This window comes from Sphingobacterium sp. BN32, from assembly GCF_030503615.1.
GTDB lineage: Bacteria > Bacteroidota > Bacteroidia > Sphingobacteriales > Sphingobacteriaceae > Sphingobacterium.
In genome coordinates this window covers 1,737,958-1,754,498 of sequence record NZ_CP129963.1, presented here as the reverse complement: position 1 = coordinate 1,754,498, position 16,541 = coordinate 1,737,958, and the positions used below count along the sequence as shown (strand labels likewise).

Here is a 16,541-nt window from a genome sequence, read left to right as displayed (position 1 = left end):
TTATGGCAAAGAAAATTTACAACAACCATATTGGAAATAAAAAGGGGCTAGATACACCGAAAACAGATCTGGATAAAGATGCATTGCAACAGTTTTTATTTGACTCAACTGAGGCAATAATTCAAGAAAAAACTACTGATGAAAGTCTTGATCGGGAAAATGAAAAAATACTTCTTACGAGCGGTAAAATAATAGATTTATCTGAGATAAGAAAAAATCTTGATTCATATTTTATTGCCGAGGCTTCCGTGTACGAAAAGCGATTTCCACAACTTTTTTATGATGAAATTTATAGATTGAATAAATGGCCAATTCCTAAAAATAAGACAATAAGAAAATATATAGTTGGAAGATTTACCAATGAAATAATTTATATGCGGTTTACAAGCGATGGGCTGTTTAAACTTCAATATCTGAATCCATATGCAAAAATGTTTATGAGAACATATAAACATTTTCAATTTTTAAGTGATGAGGGAAAGATATTATTAGACCAGTTCATTTATGAAGCAATAGAATGTATGAATGAGTGTTCAACTTGGTATGAGTTCAGATTGAAGTATGGACAGAAATACAACTTGAATGTTCAGATGAGATTATTTGAGGATGATAAAAATTTGTATAACATGAGAAGTTAGAAGAAAGTTTAAGTGACGATAAAAAACAAAAAACTCAGGAAGATCCTACCCAACCCGAGTCTTTTATAGTTTTACATTATCGTCAAATCAATCAGCTAGGATTGAAAAGAGGATAAATTATATTATACTATGTTTAAAACGGTGCAAAGGTATAATTTATTTTGCATTCATAAAAATATACTCCTATTTCCTCTTTTCCTGATTGATTTCATGGTTGCATTTTTGCATATGGTATAGCCGAAGTGTTTTCGTATATCCCAGTCGACTATGCTTAATGATCGGCAAAAAAATATGTATAAAAAAAAGAGTTTAAAATGAAAATACAAGGAAAACGAGTTCGTAATATAGAAAAGTACCTTTCTGATTTGAGAGAGGGTGATATTTTTAGAATTGCTTTATTGAATTTAGGAGATTTTGAGAGGAAAGTAAATCATGCTGGATTTAATGAGTTAGAATCTGGTATCCAAATTCTTCCGAATATTGTAGGGCCTAAAAGCAAATTTAACGCTGAAGGAGGATTTATTATACACCGTGATAGAGAGAAAGAAAGAGTTTATCGAGAAAGTGTTATCCAAGATTGGCATGGAAATTATCATACTGTGGATATTGGTTATTTTAGATATCCAAGAACCTTAATTCCTCCACCAAGTGTTGAGTTGACTGTAATGGAAAATACTCAAAATGAACTATTAATTGTTTCTGATGATCTTGTTAATGATCCAGCTAATTATAAAGATATTTTGCATATAGTTAACTTATTCCTTGAATTATTTGGGGAATGTGATACGGTAAGTAATGATAATAACGTTGTAATTGATTTTAATGCACCTTTACGTCGGCTTAACTGGACAGTATTGCCTCATGGAGAATACCCCTGGGAAAGATTAAGAGGAAACATAGATGCTTTAATAGATAGAGTTAAAGCTAATTATCAACCAATTATTAGACAACGTTTTCAAATTATAACTTCAAATAATCCAAATTTTGTTGCTATTGGTCGAGCGGGTTTTAATGGATATGTTATTTTTGGCTTTCCAGAAAGAGAATTTTTTGTCCTAGAGAGTATTTTTCATAATAATGCAACCTATGTTTTGGGTAATAACTGGGAGGAGCTTTCCCAATTATCAAAAGCGGAATTAATTGCTGAGGATCTTTATAGGCAAAGATTCGAACATAGAGTTAATTGGCCAGAACTAATTAGAGGTTTATTTAATTAGTTATATATATATATATGATATTTTAAAAATTAACTTTTTTGAATATTTTGGTGAAATTTAGGATCAATATTTTGAAGAGCTTTTAATAAAATTTCTATGCGGAGAATTACATTGTTATTCTCCGCATTTTTTGCGGTAAATATTGCTTATATTTACCGCATATAATTTTGAGGTCATGGCAATCTATATACACGTACGACATAATTGGACAGATTTTCAATGGGAAGATGAGAAGATACTTAATCTATTAAGTGAAGTTCGGCATCTACAAGGAAAGCTTATTGGAAAAGTAGAGTTGCTAGGATTTGAGTTAAAAGACGAAGCAAATTTGGAAACACTTATCCAAGATATTGTTCAATCATCAGAAATAGAGGGCGAGGTTTTAAATCCAGAACAAGTCCGCTCATCGATAGCAACTCGATTAGGGTTGGACAATTCAGGTCTTGTAAATTCTGATCGTCACATCGATGGTGTAGTAGAAATGATGCTAGACGCTACACAGAATACAGACAAGACTATAAGTAAAGAAAGATTATTTGGTTGGCATGGTGCTTTATTTCCAATCGGTAGAAGTGGCTTGTACAAGATTGATGTAGCACAATGGAGAAGTGGTGATATGCAGGTTGTATCTGGAGGAATGGGAAAAGAAGTAGTACACTTTGAAGCACCTAAAGCTGAACGGCTCGAAGAAGAAATGGAGAGATTCATCGGTTGGTTTAATACGTATTTTCTTATCGATCCAGTCTTAAAAGCTGCTGTTGTACATTTATGGTTTGTAACTATACATCCATTTGATGATGGAAACGGACGTATTGCTCGTGCGTTAACAGATATGCAATTGTCGAAAGCAGATGGAATCAATCAACGTTTCTATAGTATGTCTTCGCAAATTAAACATGAACGCAAGGAATATTATTCGATTCTAGAGAAAACGCAAAAAGGAGATTCGGATATTACCGATTGGGTGGTTTGGTTTTTAAACTGCCTCAAAGAAGCTATTATTGCTTCGAATAGGATAATAGATAAAGTTGTTAGAAAACATCAATTTTGGATGCATAATAATGTTAATATTAGTAATGATAGGCAACGATTAATACTGAATAAATTAATGGATAATTTTGAAGGAAATCTGACTTCGTCAAAGTGGGCAAAGATGACAAAAGTATCCGCAGATACTGCATTACGAGACATTACAGATTTAGTGAATAAAGGTATTCTAATAAAGGCAGATTCGGGTGGCAGAAGCACCAATTATGAGTTAAATTGGTAGTTTTTTAAGGTTTACCGACTAAAAAATGCTGTTTGTAGTCAGTAAATTTGAAAAAGCAAAACTTTAACTTGTTGTTATATGTGTCTCTAAGTCAATTGTTTGTAATTATTATTGATGTATTTGTAGTCATGTAGTCACGTAGTCAGTAGATTTTCAACTTTCCAGAAGTCTCTATAATTTTCTAAATTAAATGTGACAATGGGTGAAATAACAGGCGAAATTACTGCCGATGTTGAAAACTTATTTTTCTATAAAATCACTGTTCTTTTGCTACACCTTTATGATTATTAATCAACTGTAATTTAGCTACTTAATAGTTATTGTATCGGGAAGTAGGGGAGTAATCTATATTTTATTATAAGTCGTTGTTTAATATAACATACAAAATATGGAATTAGATTTATTGTTTATAGTCTGGCTGTTTCCTATCGTTTTCATGCTTCATGAATTTGAGGAGATAATATTTTTTAAAGATTGGATTATTAAGAACAAAACATTTTTAACTGAGAAATATCCTAAATTTTCGAAGCGATTTTTTTCACAATTCGACGGGTTATCAACTTCTGCTTTTACCGTTGCTGTTGCAGAAGAATTTGTATTGTTGAGTGTGATCACAATAGTATCTGTACTTTTTGAGACATATTTATTGTGGCTAGGAGTTTTTATGGGGCTCTTCCTTCATTTATTCACCCATCTAATACAATTCATCCTGTTGAAAAGATACATTCCAGCTATTTATACCACATTTATTTCTCTGATATACTGCGTTTTTTCTTTGAACTACTTCATTAAGAACAATTTATTTCAAATAAAAGAAATATTATTATGGAGTGTTATTGGTGTTACAATCGTAGCTGTGAATCTTGTTTTTGCACATAAACTAGCCTTTTGGTTTGATAGGGGAAATAGGCATATGAACTAGGATTAAAAAAACTGCACACACTTCTCACCAAATCTCTTGTTTTTATTTTGATCGGCAGTTGACTAGAGTTTGGAAGGCCGAATTGCAAGTTTAGGGGTTAGTTTTTTCAACTTTCTTAAAAAATGCCATCAGCAAAGGAAATAAAACCAGGTAGAAAAAGAATTTTATTGGCCAACGATCATAATTAAAGCCATGTGCAATTACCAAACCCAATAAAAAAATAATTCCAAGAATTATAAAATATCTAGAATAGTTTCTACTAAATGATTTCTTTTCTTCTTTGGTGAAGGTAATGTATTTAGCAAAATTTTTTCTTCCCATACCCAAATATACTATATTCCATTAATCAACGCTACAGTACTTTCTTTATTCCGGTCGGTGGCCTGTTGGTAGGTTATATAGGTCTCATAAAATGAAGGAGATAAGGTTCTTGTTCTCCAAATCTTGATTGAATCATCAATGTTTTCTCATCTAACTTTAAAATATCAAAATCCAAAATAACATCATCTTCATATATAATCGTCAATGTTCTGTTCTGATCAGTTAATGAATACTTAAATTCTACTGTAGCCTCATCATCCCAGCCTGCAATAGATTGACCCCATTTCCCGTCCAATCTTATCCCCGTAATCGCTAGATCTGATTTTCCAAAATTGAATGACTTCTTCTTCAAAAGTAAAATGGGCGCAGCGTACATTAAATCCCATTCTCCTAGTATTTGAGATTTAACAAGAGCCTAGTGCGACTATGAATAGATTAATCTTTTCATTCTCTTTATAATTTGGTTCTTATAAAGATAATAGAAGAAAGTGGATGAACATACACTTAACGTCAGTCTTTCAGTGTTTGTTGGCATATCCTCAATTGATTTTTCAGAGCTTATCTTATTCGTATCGGAATTAGGTTTGAAAATGCCTTAAAATTATAAGGTCTTCAAAATCATTCCCCCATTTCAACAATCTTAAGAAGAATCTCAAAAATCCTACTCGCGACAACTTACCAAAGCTTACTAAATTCTTCAATTTCTTAGTTAATCGCCTTATAATGAGTGTATAAATACTAAAAATAATTCCGAAGTTTCTTTCATTTCCAGATCATGACTAATTTCTTGAATTAGTCAAAATTCGCATGTATTTATAATTCAACTATTTACAATATAATATATCGCATAAGTTAATTATCTGATTCCTTGATATACGTAAATTGTCAATTATTCATATCGGTTAGCCCTGTAGAGTCAATTCTACAAATAAATCCAAAAAACACACCTTACCTAATAGCACTAATAAGAAAATATATTAACTAGATAATTTTGTTCAATCGATCCATTTCGATTTTGCGAATTGCAAATTCTAGTAGAAAACTTGGGTAAAACATCAACAAGAGCAAATGAAAAAACAATATTTAAAACCAACAATCTGGATGGAAGAAATACAGATGGAGGAGGGCATCGCGGCAACCTCATCGGACACGCGACCTCAAGATGAAACAAATACCATTAGTGAAGAATGGCATAAAGAGGAAGATCAGAACAAAGAATTTGATTGGAACTTTTAGCATGACCAATAGACAAAGAGAAAGAAACATGTTTATGAAAATTATGAAACTCAAAACGAACAACATATTAACATTTATTGCGATAGCCTGCCTTTCTGTGCTTGCTGCCTGCCAAAAATCGAAAGATGAGCCCGCGGCGAATGCAAATGCATCCGTGATGATTAATTTATCGGTTGGCGACCCTACGGAAGAGAAAGTAACTTTTGCAGGAAATCGTTCAACTCAAAAAGCTGTTCAGAACATTCAACGATCAAATGTTTATTTGGACGGTGGGATGACGCTTGAGGTTGCAGTTACCGAACAAGGTACAACGATTAGCTCTAGCAATTCCGGTATTAGCGTTAAAGGTTCGCCGAAGGCGTCCGGCAGTAGTATTTTAAGAGCGTTGGCTTATGGTACAATGTATCGTGTAGCGGTGTATGATGCATCCGGTAATTATGTCAGCAGCCAGGATTATCAATATGGTATTACGCCACCTAGCACCTCCATCGCTGTCCAGGCAGGAGCAACTTATACATTTATTGTTTATTCAATCAATAGCACGGAATCCATTCCGGATATAGAAGGAAGAGAGAATTTAAGCACGGCAAAATTGAGTAACATTAGTGCGGATCTCATGTTTTTCAAAAGAACGATGGAAATACAGTTAGGAATGAATAATCTTGATGCTGTTCTTCAACATCAGTTTAGTCAAATCACGACCAGTTTCGAAATGGACAACACGATGACTGGTGTAATCGAATCAATTAGCAATGCGGCCTTTAATCCAACAAAAGTATCAGGTTCGATAAACTTCGATGATGGAACACTGGAGTTTCCTTCTGAAGATGCGTCAGCAAATATTGCCTATCCAACGTCGGCATTTGGAGGTCGAACAATTACGAGCGACCCAACATTTATTATTAGTCCAACAACGGTTTCATCTAATCTAACAATCGCCTCCATGGTTATTGATTCGGAAACAAAAACCAATATCAGTATTCTAAATATTAAAATAACTCCGGGACATCGCTATAACATGAATATCAAGATCCGTTCATGTCTAGAAGAAGTGACGTCGGCACCGTTGAACTGGAATTATCCGGAAACGAGTTGGCGATTGGGCGGACGAACATTGTATGGAATATATAAAACAGATGAAAATAAGTACTATGAAAGTGGAGAGACGATCGTGAATACCTTTACGGCTCCGGAAGCGAATTATGGATTCCAGTTTGACATCACAGAGCTAGACAATGCTTTCAATATGAAAGTAAACGGTACATTCATATACGGCACAACATCCACAAATCAAATACAATTCGAAGAATTCGGGACAGCTGAAGGACAGGCGGTTAATATCGAGTTTCAAGATGGTTCTCAATACGGCGATCAAGTCGACATGATTTACATGTTAAAAGGAACGAGTGTTAATCCGATCATTAGAATCGTAATCAGCAAAACCGGCGAAGTCCAATTGTTCGGTAGCAAAGTAAATAACGGACCACTATTCCCTTTACGATTAAAAGGAAATAGAACTTTTAATAAAGTAACTTGGAACAGCACGGGAAGCAATACGGTGGATGTTTCACAAACGGTTGCAGGAAAAACAGTTATTATCGGTCGAGGCTATGGACGTAGAACGGTGCGCTGTAAATAACATTGTAAAACTCAATTGCATTAATAAATTTCCAGAAGCTAGATCGAGATCTAGCTTCTGTTTTTCTATATATCCGCCAGGTCGAAAAACTATTTTAAAAACTATACGTTTTACAGTTATGAAACGAAATGAAGTAAAAGATTTAATCGAACAAGGGTATCACGTATTGCAACGCGGCGGCCCCGTAAAAGTGAAAGGGGATCTTTGGTATTATCTTGAAGAGATTGATGAAGAAGATACCGGTGTATTGGTATTAACAGATATGCTGCACTTCTCGGATGAAGAATTAGAAAGAGTGAGGGGATAGGATGGTAACACGATCATCAACTTACTTCGTAGCTTCATAGAACTGTACCAAACGAATGTAAGCTGGGCACTTCTCTAATTCCCTTGTCCAGCGCTCGCAATCAGCAAACTGAATTGCTAAAAACTTCCCTGATTCTGTCACCGTGGAAGATGAATTAATCTGTACAGATTCTGGAAATGATTTGCCTAATAATGCGGCTCTAAGTTCTGCTAGTGTCATAGTGCGAATATAACGAAAAGTTTAATATATACCGAAGGCTTCCGGATAGCGTACAGTCCCTTGTATAGCCTTCAATGCTCCATCACTTAATTCAATAGCCGTACTATTCACCTTCGGCACCTCAAACGAAAAATGAGTATCAAACGTATATGCTGGCTTGTACCCAAAACGTAGTTCACTGGGATCTTCTTGTCGTATTGTTACGTTTATAATCCGTTATCTTGATCTCTGGAACATATAAAATATGCGTCTAATGGACTTAATCGCATATTCTTAATATTTAACGAATTTTAAAAATTTATTAACGATTAATTATCCTATCTTTGGTATGATAATCAGGCTCTGCCTTTGCTTCTCTGAAACAGATCAGTTTACTCATCCATTTTAGTTTCGCTATTTCAGTTGCTTATTTGTTCTCCAATCAACGGTGCAGAAACTATTCGAATTTGTATTCCTTCAAATTCTTCTAAGACACATCATTGCTAGCTAACAACAGATTATTTGTCGCATTAGGGCGATAGCAGAAAGGCTTTTGCCAGAACAGAATATTTCATTAAACACATAAAACAATGCAAGAAGGAAAAGTAAAATTCTTTAACAACACCAAAGGATTCGGATTTATTACACCTAATGATGGTAGTGCAGATATCTTTGTACACACAACAGGACTTAGAGACAATATCAGAGAAAATGATACTGTAACTTTCGACGTAGAAAAAACTCCGAAAGGATTAAGCGCTACAAACGTGCGTATCGCATAACAAACTTGTAAGTATGTTATTAAAATGTGGCGAAGATGGAAATCTTCTGCCACATTTTTTTTTTGAGGAAAGACTGATTTTCTAAGGTTTTTTATCCAAAGAATCTAAACCCTGTCAGCACATCCTACCTTCTCTTTTTCTTCATCGTCATTTTCGCTTTCGCACCACCTCCATAATTGTAGGTCTTGCTATTGCTTTCTTTCTTCTTATGGAAAGCGCCGCCTTGACTTTCGTCAATAACGACCTTCTCTTTTGGGGCATCAGAAGGGGTATAGATCAACAAATCTTCCGGCAATGGTTCAACCGGGATTTTCTTGCCCAAAGATTGCTCAATCTTTTTTACTTCCGGTAATTCGATGTCTGTCGCAAAGCTGATCGCGATAGCATCCTCATCAGACGTTTTTAAAACATGTTTTACAAAGCGCTCAATCTCTTCCGGAATTTCGAAATGGAAAATAAATGGAATGCCGCTCAGATCAACATCAGACGTATTCTCATTCGCAACCAATAATATTCTGCACTCCGGCAATTGCTTGAAGATGTTGACATCATCTATGTTATAGTCTTGTGGATTGATACCCTGATATAACGCTGCAACCCCTTTCTTAACATGTAGTCTTTCCAATAATTTACGTGCCGTATGCACGGTATTGACAAATACCAAAACCTTATCGAAAACCTCTTCGTCGCGCATCAAATCATTCAACAAATTGATTTTCGTAGTAAAGTTTGGAACCTGATATAATAAAAGTTCATGTGTGTCGTGGGTAAAATCGCCCAGATCTTCAACCTCAATCAACGTAGCAAACGGCATGAAAACATCAATCATCGCGTGAAGCTTCTCATGCTCCACTGTGCTAAATGCGAGGTACTGAACCTTTCCACAGCTTTGAGCGAGCTCTCGCACCGTATTTGACATCCCTTGTTTTACAATCTCTTCCGCATCATCAACAATGAAGGTCTGAATACGATTCAGGTTCAATCCTAATTTCAGATAAACGGCTCTTGCGCGAGTAGGAGTAGCAACGACAATATCGACACCACGAACTAGATCTTCAATTTCCTCCTCCATGCTTCCCGAAGATTTTAACCCCATAATAGCGAGGTTCTTGTTTTTGCTAATGCTATAGAACGCTTCCACTATCTCCTCGATACGCTCTTCATTAGGCGCTAAAACCAAAACCTTAGGCGCTTCATCATCCGTATATTTTAAGCGCATCAAGACACCTAAAATATAAGTAGTCGTTTTTCCGGCACCTTCAGGAGCAATACCAATTAAACTATGACCTCCAACAATTCTAGAAAGGGTTTTTATCTGGAATTCCTTCGCAGTAAAATAACCTAATTCGTTCATGTTTGAGTAAAGACGCTTGCTAAGTTTTAATTTATCTAAAGACACTGTTGATTTTTTAAATGAATGTGTAGCGACAAAGTTAATTAAAATATCGCGGTTCTCGGTTATCCAATCCGCTGAGCGAAGCCCTGGACGAGGAATTTCTATGAAACTAAATTTAGTAATTTTCAATATATTTGAGCCCACACACTAACGGGGCCAACCTGAAACTAGCACTTCTAGTAGCTATCGCAATTTACAAGCATCGTACTTGAGTAACTTATTCTCTGAAATATGGCTGCTGTATCGTCGAATATGGACTGAGGACTGTCGAATATCGAATTAACTCCGTTTAGTATGTTTTAATAAATCATTTTTATGTTTATGAACCAAAATCCGACCGTTCGCACCTTTCTCATACGCCCAATGGTACTATGGATCGCAGTGATCTCGACCGTCTCGTTGATGATCAATGCCTGTCATACCGATCAAAGCAATGGTGTATCAATGAACGAGCAACAACGATTGGATAGCGTCGCCAAGCGAGAGTTCCTAAAATATTTTACCCTTTCAATCGAATCCAGAGAAGCGGACGCAGACACCCTGCTGAAAGCCTATGAGCGAACAGAAGGTTATAGAGATAACATATATTATTGGATTACGAAAGTCGGGAAATTAAACTATGGTTTTAAAAATGATACACTCGTCAAAATTGTAGAAGCTATCGATATCCCTAAATCAAAGCCTGAAGAATGGGTTCTTCAACAGTTGATATTGTTGAAAAGTAAATCCAACGATCGAGATCTCAACCCATCGGCCGTATTAAAACAATTGATTGAAGCGCGTTCAGAAGCCGAAAAGCTTAATTCCATATTTATATATGAGCTAGACAACCTTTTAGCAATGTCCTATTATGTCAATGGGGATACAGAAAATTCATTGAAACATGTAGAATTGCTGAAGCGGAATTATCCTTATCCGCATCATCCCAGATTTAGGCAAATGTATTACGATATACGTTTCATGCTCTCATTAAATTACAACGACAAGGTCAAAACGAAGGAGTTTTTAGATAGCTGTCAATCCTTAGCCATCGCATTAAATGATACACTTGCGCTGATGCGATCCTACGACTTCGAAGCGCAATGGCTTAAACGGACGGGCAGGACGCAAGAAGCAATAGAGAAGGCGAGGGTTTACTTTCAATTTGCCAATGAGACGAAAAGGTACAATGCGATAAAACGCTATCTTAACTTTGCAGAATTATTTCTCGCCAACGGTCAGCCGGATTCCGCAATTTTCTATCTGAACCAAGGTGTTAAATTGGATTCGATTCAAAAAAATAACACCAAGGATTTGGCAGGAACTTACCTCGTATATAGTGCATCATATGCCATGAAAGGTGATTTCAAACGAGCTTTCGATTACAGCAAAAAGGAAAATGAAGCTTTTAAAGAAGCGACTGAACTTATTCAGAAGACTGAAATTGCGGAACTGACAGCGCGCTATGATGCCGAAAGGAAAGACGAAGCTATCCAATCGCTGCAGACCAATAATGAATTAAACGACAAATTGATCTTACAGCAACGTTGGACCTTCAGTATATCAATTGCTTTACTCGCTCTGCTAGGCTTCTTTCTGTTCAATTTCTACAAGCAGAAGCTCTTTAAAGCGCGGCATGATAAATTGCTGCTAGAAAATAAACAGCTTCTCTTAGAGCAAAAAAATAGGCAAAATCAGTTGAACCCTCATTTCATCTATAATTCCATCGCAAACCTACAAGGCCTCATCAGTACCAACCAAAAGCAAGAAGCCAACCAATATCTGATCACCTTGACAAGAGTAATCAGAGATATGCTCGAGCTGAATCGAAAAGACTTCATCCCTTTAGAAAAAGAAATCAAAAGTTTGCAGAACTACGTCAATTTACAACAGATGCGATTTAGTCATTCTTTCGATTTCAAAGTAGATTCTACTGATTTGGATATAGATAATATCCTAATTCCGCCCATGCTAATTCAGCCATTTGTTGAAAATGCTATTGAACACGGTTTAATGAACCTCGATCGTCAAGGCTGTTTACAAGTGAAGTTCTATCAGGATGACCGGACCTTACATATCGAAATCACCGACAATGGAAAAGGGGCGACAGAAGAATCCGTCAAAAATTTTGAAAAGGAATCTCTATCCCATATTATCACGCAGGAACGTATTGAATTGCTTTATGGTAAGGATATCAAGACTGCTGGCTTAAAGACTTTTCCAAATTTCAGAACCGATGGCTCTGGATATAAAGTTGAAATATATATACCATTAACCTTATTTTTTGATTAAAATATGCTGAAGATCTATATACTTGAAGATGAGGAAAACATACTCCGATACATCCGTACCATCCTCGATGAAATTCCTTATGTCACTGTGCTGGGTTCCGCAGCTTCTGTAAAGAAGGCGCAAATAGAAATTCCCAAAGAATCTCCTGATCTTATTCTTTCCGATATTCAACTCAAAGATGGAATTAGTCTAGAGTTGCTTGCAAACCTTAATCTGGATACCCACATTATCTTTATCACCGCATTCAATCAATACGCAATGGAAGCCTTAAACCTCGGCGCCATTGGCTACCTAACAAAACCAATAGACCCGAATCTCCTAGTTGAGAAGATTGAGCAGTGCTATAAGAAAACGTCAGAATTTAAGTTCAACCAACTGCAACTTAAGATTGCTGAAAATCATCTGAAGCATCCCTCTATCCCTAAAAAGATTGCCTTAAGAACTTTTGAGTTTACTCAAATCGTAAATGTGGAAGACATACTGTATTGTTATAGTGATAAGGGCTATACAACGTTTAACCTCAAAGATGGTGTCAGTCTAATGGTTTCTAAGGTAATCAAGCACTTTGAAGCCATGTTACCTCCAGAACAATTTATTCGCTGTCATCAATCGTATCTAATTAACTCTCATTTTATCCATAAATACTATAAGGACGGACAATTGGAAATGCGAGATGGAAAGAAAATTCCGGTTTCTAACCGAAAGCGAGAAGCCATCATGCAGTTTATCGAAAGACTTACCTAGTACTGTTGATTTTAATTTTTAGTTGTTTAAACGCACTTTCCAGTGCGTTTTTTGTGTTTTATGGACCTTTTATTCTGATCCTACATCTTTCGAAAATCGAATATTTTCCAAAACTCAACGCTTATTGATTTATATAGGCACCAATCTTTAATCGCACGAAAATCTTTAAAATATTCCTTGATATTTAAATCAACAAACAAGTCAGAGATGAAAAAATTAGAGAAAATTGAGACCAAAAAAATATTAGCGACAGCCAATATCAAAGGTGGATCGATTGGACTCCAATCAAGCTTTAGTAATGATACAGGTATTGTCACTGGTGGCGTTGATCCGACATGCAATAAAAGCACGGGCTATGTAGTGGCTGACAACTGGAGAGACTATGTCGATTTATAACAGTAGTACACAAACACACACACACAAACACACACACACACACACACACACACACACTAATACTAACAAAACCATGAAAAAATTAGAAAAATTGAAACAAAGCAAATTGGTTAACACGAACCAAGTTAAAGGTGGCATTCTTGGCGGACGCGGCTTATCAAATGGTATCGACAATGGCGTTCTTCCGACAAGAAGTAGTTCAAATGAACTTTTCGGAGATTCATCAGTTGCTGACCATATCGACGACGGTTGCACAAGACCATAATTAAAACGAATAAACAAAATACTTACACTTATAAAATTTATTTTCTATGAAAAAGTTAGAAAAATTAAATGCAAACAAACTTGCAAATACTGAGCAAGTTAAGGGCGGCGCAGGCATCTTCGTTGATTTCTCAGTAGATGTAGTAGACGGAGGTTCAGTTCCAACAACAGAGCACAGACCTACAAAAGGTCGCTTAGCAGAGCACTATACTTGTGACCATGCTCCTGATACAAAGTAATAATTTGCAATCAGCTAGTTTAAGGGAGCTGTCCATTATGGGCAGCTCCTTTATCTTTTTACTAGTATTTAGTAGTTAGTATTTAGTATAAAGACCTAAGGGGGGATAAGATATTAGAACATAGATGTAAGATATAAAAGTATGAGCGCTTGTCTGAACCAGGAAAAAAAGGATGCAAAGATTGACAGGATCTTGGTAATCCTTTCATCCTTCCTTTCTTGGTTCAAAGACAACACAAAATTCCCTTTCAAAACCAACGGTTCAGAAAATACTCTAATGTCTAAAATCTAATGTCTTATATCTAGATACTAACTACTAATCCGTATTACGAATATACTTTCAAAGCCTACGAATATTGATTGACAGTTAGCATCTTATTTAACCCGCGTTTTTTTGAATTGCTATTATTCTATTTTCACACAGTAAAGTGATTCCTGCAGAAATATCTGAAGGTGATCATACTAATGAAGGAAGAATGAGCAAAGTATTAATCATAAGCCAGGCCAGTTTTGAAACCTCTACAGATTACCTTTGTAAGTGGTTGGGGTATTATGCCACTCCATACAAACGTTTAAATGGAGAGGATCTGTTTGTTATAAACAGTTTGTCCGAATTGCCGCAAAATGATGACTATGCATTGGTATGGTATAGACGTCGCATTCATAAGTTTCCGAATCTCGAATACAGTTTCCGAACCCCTCATTTTGAGAATGAGAGAACACTTCGTGACTTCCTAAACTCAGAATTTAAAGCCTTATTCTTCTATATCCTTGAGAAGATCGAACTGGATAAATGGGTGAGCGATCCTTTTGTATTCAACAGGATTAATAAGCTACATGTATTGCAGGCTGCCGAAGAAAAAGGTCTTTTAATTCCAAAGACAGAGGTCATGACCAGCAAGCTTGCTCTTGAGGCATTTCTTGCTACCTATAAAAAACTTATTCTAAAACCGCTTAGTGAAGTGATTTACTTACAGGATGAGGGTGATGCGCACTATAACATGTTGTCGAAGGTAATTGATGAGAAGACGTTGAAATATGTTCCTCAGCAATTCTTTCCATCGTTAGTGCAGCAAGCGATCGAAAAGAAGATGGAAATCAGGGTATTCTACCTTTATGGCAAATTCTATTCTATGGCCATCTATTCGCAAAATAATAAGAACACAAAAACCGATTTCCGTAACTACGACCATCAACGCCCAAATAGAACCGTTCCTTATCAATTACCACAAGGCATAGAGCGCAAGCTGGATACCCTGATGAAAGGTTTAGGATTCAATACAGGCTCTATCGACCTGATCCTTACGCCGGAAGGTGATTACGTCTTCCTAGAGATCAATCCGGAGGGGCAATTTGGCATGGTTTCTCATCCTTGCAACTACTTTTTAGAACGAGAAATGGCATTAATATTTAAAAAGAAGATTTCCCATGAAGCATAGATTTATTAAAAAACTAAAAAAAATGGATGGTCTTCCGCTTTCAATCTATTTTCTGGAAAGAGATCAAATGGATTTGGACAAGAGCCCATATAAATTAGAAGAAGCCAAAGACATTAATTCCAAAGGCTATCGAGTGATTAGTTATTACAAACCAGTTTCAAAACTCTAGTTATGGGCTATCTCAATATCTTCGCAAATTGCAAACTGGTCAAAGGAGCGAGCATGTCGCTGCTCTGCGATTTGCAACTTAGAAAATACTATCAAATTCCGAACGACATGGCCGAAGTGCTGCTATTTCTAGGCGACCATTCGGTAGAAGAAACGATAGAAAACTTCGGTGCAGAAAACAAAGCAACAATACAGTCTTATATCAATTTTGTATTGAAAATGGATATGGGCTTTCTAGACGACAATATCATCAGAGAACTGGTACCCTTGTCTTTGGAATGGGACGCCTTCTCCGAAATCACAAATGTTATTCTAGAGATTAAGCCTGGAACGGCATATGATGTCGCTTTTATTCAGGATTTACTGGCGTTGAATTTATCAGCGGTCGAGTTGAGAAGCTACGAACCGATACCTTTTTCAGAAACAGTTGAGTTACTTGCCTTATTTAAGTATAGCAAGGTATTGTCTATCAAATTGATTAGTGCCTGGGCAAACGAATACACAGAAAAGCGGATTAAAGATTTGATGGAGACAGATTACAGGCTCAATACCGTAGTACTTCATGGAGCACCGAAAACAAAGCAGATAAAGTTGTTCAGAGACTCTGCTTCAATCGTCTTCAGTGAAAGCAGTTTGCACTCAAACCTGCAATGTGGGGTCATTCAGCCTTCGTATTTCAGCACCAGCATAGAGCTGTTTTCCGAGAGTCAGCTCCACAATACTTGCCTAAATAGAAAATTAGCAATAGACAAAGATGGCTTTATAAAGAACTGTCCATCCATGAAAGAAAATTATGGCCATTTCTTAAGCACATCTTTAGCAGACATTCTTGCTAATCCAAGCTTTAGGAAGGATTGGTTTATCAATAAAGACAGTATTGAGGTTTGCAAAGATTGCGAATTTCGTCATATCTGCACGGATTGTAGAGCTTTCACAGAACGAACACATATCGATCAAGATGGTCGCGACAGATCGAAACCGCTGAAATGTGGCTATGATCCTTATCAAAATTCCTGGGAAGATTGGTCGCAGAATCCCTTGAAACAACATGCTGTCGCTTACTATCAAATGGAAGATTTAATCGATAAAGGGTAA

At 36.2% G+C, this 16,541-nt stretch carries 20 protein-coding genes; 16 read left to right on the top strand and 4 right to left on the bottom strand.

Annotated features, from left to right (window positions below; genetic code table 11):
* The first annotated feature begins 2 nt into the window (after nt 1-2).
* The 4 genes from QYC40_RS07300 to QYC40_RS07285 all read left to right on the top strand — a co-directional run bounded on the left by QYC40_RS07300 (nt 3) and on the right by QYC40_RS07285 (nt 4,047).
* A complete protein-coding gene (locus QYC40_RS07300) occupies nt 3-638 on the top strand; it encodes a P63C domain-containing protein (RefSeq protein WP_301993277.1) in 636 nt (211 codons plus the stop codon).
* A 314-nt stretch (nt 639-952) separates the two neighbouring features.
* The gene (locus QYC40_RS07295; protein WP_301993276.1) at nt 953-1,855 is read left to right on the top strand and encodes a hypothetical protein; all 903 of its coding nucleotides are present in this window, start codon (nt 953-955) and stop codon (nt 1,853-1,855) included.
* A gap of 175 nt (nt 1,856-2,030) precedes the next feature.
* The gene (locus tag QYC40_RS07290) at nt 2,031-3,125 is read left to right on the top strand and encodes a Fic family protein (protein ID WP_301993275.1); all 1,095 of its coding nucleotides are present in this window, start codon (nt 2,031-2,033) and stop codon (nt 3,123-3,125) included.
* 388 nt (nt 3,126-3,513) lie between these two features.
* On the top strand, nt 3,514-4,047 hold the full coding sequence (locus tag QYC40_RS07285; RefSeq protein WP_301993274.1) for an HXXEE domain-containing protein: 534 nt from the start codon (nt 3,514-3,516) through the stop codon (nt 4,045-4,047).
* A 90-nt stretch (nt 4,048-4,137) separates the two neighbouring features.
* Here QYC40_RS07285 and QYC40_RS07280 read toward each other — a convergent pair whose 3' ends face one another.
* Both QYC40_RS07280 and QYC40_RS07275 read right to left on the bottom strand, forming a co-directional pair.
* Entirely contained in the window at nt 4,138-4,368 is a 231-nt protein-coding gene (locus tag QYC40_RS07280; RefSeq protein ID WP_301993273.1) for a hypothetical protein, read from the bottom strand.
* Nucleotides 4,369-4,441: 73 nt separating this feature from the next.
* Nucleotides 4,442-4,720 (bottom strand): hypothetical protein, encoded by a 279-nt coding sequence (locus QYC40_RS07275; protein WP_301993272.1) that lies wholly within the window; start codon nt 4,718-4,720, stop codon nt 4,442-4,444.
* 716 nt (nt 4,721-5,436) lie between these two features.
* Here QYC40_RS07275 and QYC40_RS07270 point away from each other — a divergent pair.
* From QYC40_RS07270 to QYC40_RS07260, 3 genes are all read left to right on the top strand, one after another.
* Nucleotides 5,437-5,604, top strand: coding sequence for a hypothetical protein (locus tag QYC40_RS07270; RefSeq protein WP_301993271.1), 168 nt, complete (start codon nt 5,437-5,439; stop codon nt 5,602-5,604).
* A gap of 34 nt (nt 5,605-5,638) precedes the next feature.
* Nucleotides 5,639-7,243: a fimbrillin family protein gene (locus QYC40_RS07265; protein ID WP_301993270.1), complete on the top strand. Its 1,605-nt coding sequence runs from the start codon at nt 5,639-5,641 to the stop codon at nt 7,241-7,243.
* Nucleotides 7,244-7,361: 118 nt separating this feature from the next.
* The gene (locus tag QYC40_RS07260) at nt 7,362-7,550 is read left to right on the top strand and encodes a hypothetical protein (protein ID WP_301993268.1); all 189 of its coding nucleotides are present in this window, start codon (nt 7,362-7,364) and stop codon (nt 7,548-7,550) included.
* 21 nt (nt 7,551-7,571) lie between these two features.
* Here the strand turns inward: QYC40_RS07260 and QYC40_RS07255 are convergent, their stop codons facing one another.
* Entirely contained in the window at nt 7,572-7,769 is a 198-nt protein-coding gene (locus QYC40_RS07255; protein ID WP_301993267.1) for a hypothetical protein, read from the bottom strand.
* A 569-nt stretch (nt 7,770-8,338) separates the two neighbouring features.
* Between QYC40_RS07255 and QYC40_RS07250 the strand changes: the two genes are divergently transcribed.
* Complete coding sequence (locus QYC40_RS07250) at nt 8,339-8,530, top strand: cold-shock protein (RefSeq protein ID WP_149525902.1); 192 nt, start codon at nt 8,339-8,341, stop codon at nt 8,528-8,530.
* A 124-nt stretch (nt 8,531-8,654) separates the two neighbouring features.
* Here QYC40_RS07250 and QYC40_RS07245 read toward each other — a convergent pair whose 3' ends face one another.
* The gene (locus tag QYC40_RS07245) at nt 8,655-10,055 is read right to left on the bottom strand and encodes a DEAD/DEAH box helicase (protein ID WP_301993265.1); all 1,401 of its coding nucleotides are present in this window, start codon (nt 10,053-10,055) and stop codon (nt 8,655-8,657) included.
* A gap of 186 nt (nt 10,056-10,241) precedes the next feature.
* Here QYC40_RS07245 and QYC40_RS07240 point away from each other — a divergent pair, with 186 nt between their 5' ends.
* The 8 genes from QYC40_RS07240 to gwsS all read left to right on the top strand — a co-directional run bounded on the left by QYC40_RS07240 (nt 10,242) and on the right by gwsS (nt 16,541).
* On the top strand, nt 10,242-12,197 hold the full coding sequence (locus QYC40_RS07240) for a histidine kinase (RefSeq protein ID WP_301993264.1): 1,956 nt from the start codon (nt 10,242-10,244) through the stop codon (nt 12,195-12,197).
* Between the two features lie 3 nt (nt 12,198-12,200).
* Nucleotides 12,201-12,941: a LytTR family DNA-binding domain-containing protein gene (locus QYC40_RS07235; RefSeq protein ID WP_301993262.1), complete on the top strand. Its 741-nt coding sequence runs from the start codon at nt 12,201-12,203 to the stop codon at nt 12,939-12,941.
* Nucleotides 12,942-13,148: 207 nt separating this feature from the next.
* Nucleotides 13,149-13,337, top strand: coding sequence for a hypothetical protein (locus tag QYC40_RS07230; RefSeq protein ID WP_301993261.1), 189 nt, complete (start codon nt 13,149-13,151; stop codon nt 13,335-13,337).
* Nucleotides 13,338-13,410: 73 nt separating this feature from the next.
* Nucleotides 13,411-13,602, top strand: a complete 192-nt coding sequence (locus QYC40_RS07225; protein ID WP_301993259.1) for a hypothetical protein — start codon at nt 13,411-13,413, stop codon at nt 13,600-13,602.
* Between the two features lie 46 nt (nt 13,603-13,648).
* Nucleotides 13,649-13,840: a hypothetical protein gene (locus tag QYC40_RS07220; protein WP_301993258.1), complete on the top strand. Its 192-nt coding sequence runs from the start codon at nt 13,649-13,651 to the stop codon at nt 13,838-13,840.
* A 475-nt stretch (nt 13,841-14,315) separates the two neighbouring features.
* A complete protein-coding gene (gene gwsG, locus QYC40_RS07215) occupies nt 14,316-15,278 on the top strand; it encodes a grasp-with-spasm system ATP-grasp peptide maturase (protein WP_301993257.1) in 963 nt (320 codons plus the stop codon).
* Nucleotides 15,268-15,447: a hypothetical protein gene (locus QYC40_RS07210; RefSeq protein ID WP_301993256.1), complete on the top strand. Its 180-nt coding sequence runs from the start codon at nt 15,268-15,270 to the stop codon at nt 15,445-15,447. The genes gwsG and QYC40_RS07210 overlap by 11 nt, the downstream gene beginning before the upstream one ends.
* Before the next feature lie 2 nt (nt 15,448-15,449).
* A complete protein-coding gene (gene gwsS / locus QYC40_RS07205; protein WP_301993254.1) occupies nt 15,450-16,541 on the top strand; it encodes a grasp-with-spasm system SPASM domain peptide maturase in 1,092 nt (363 codons plus the stop codon).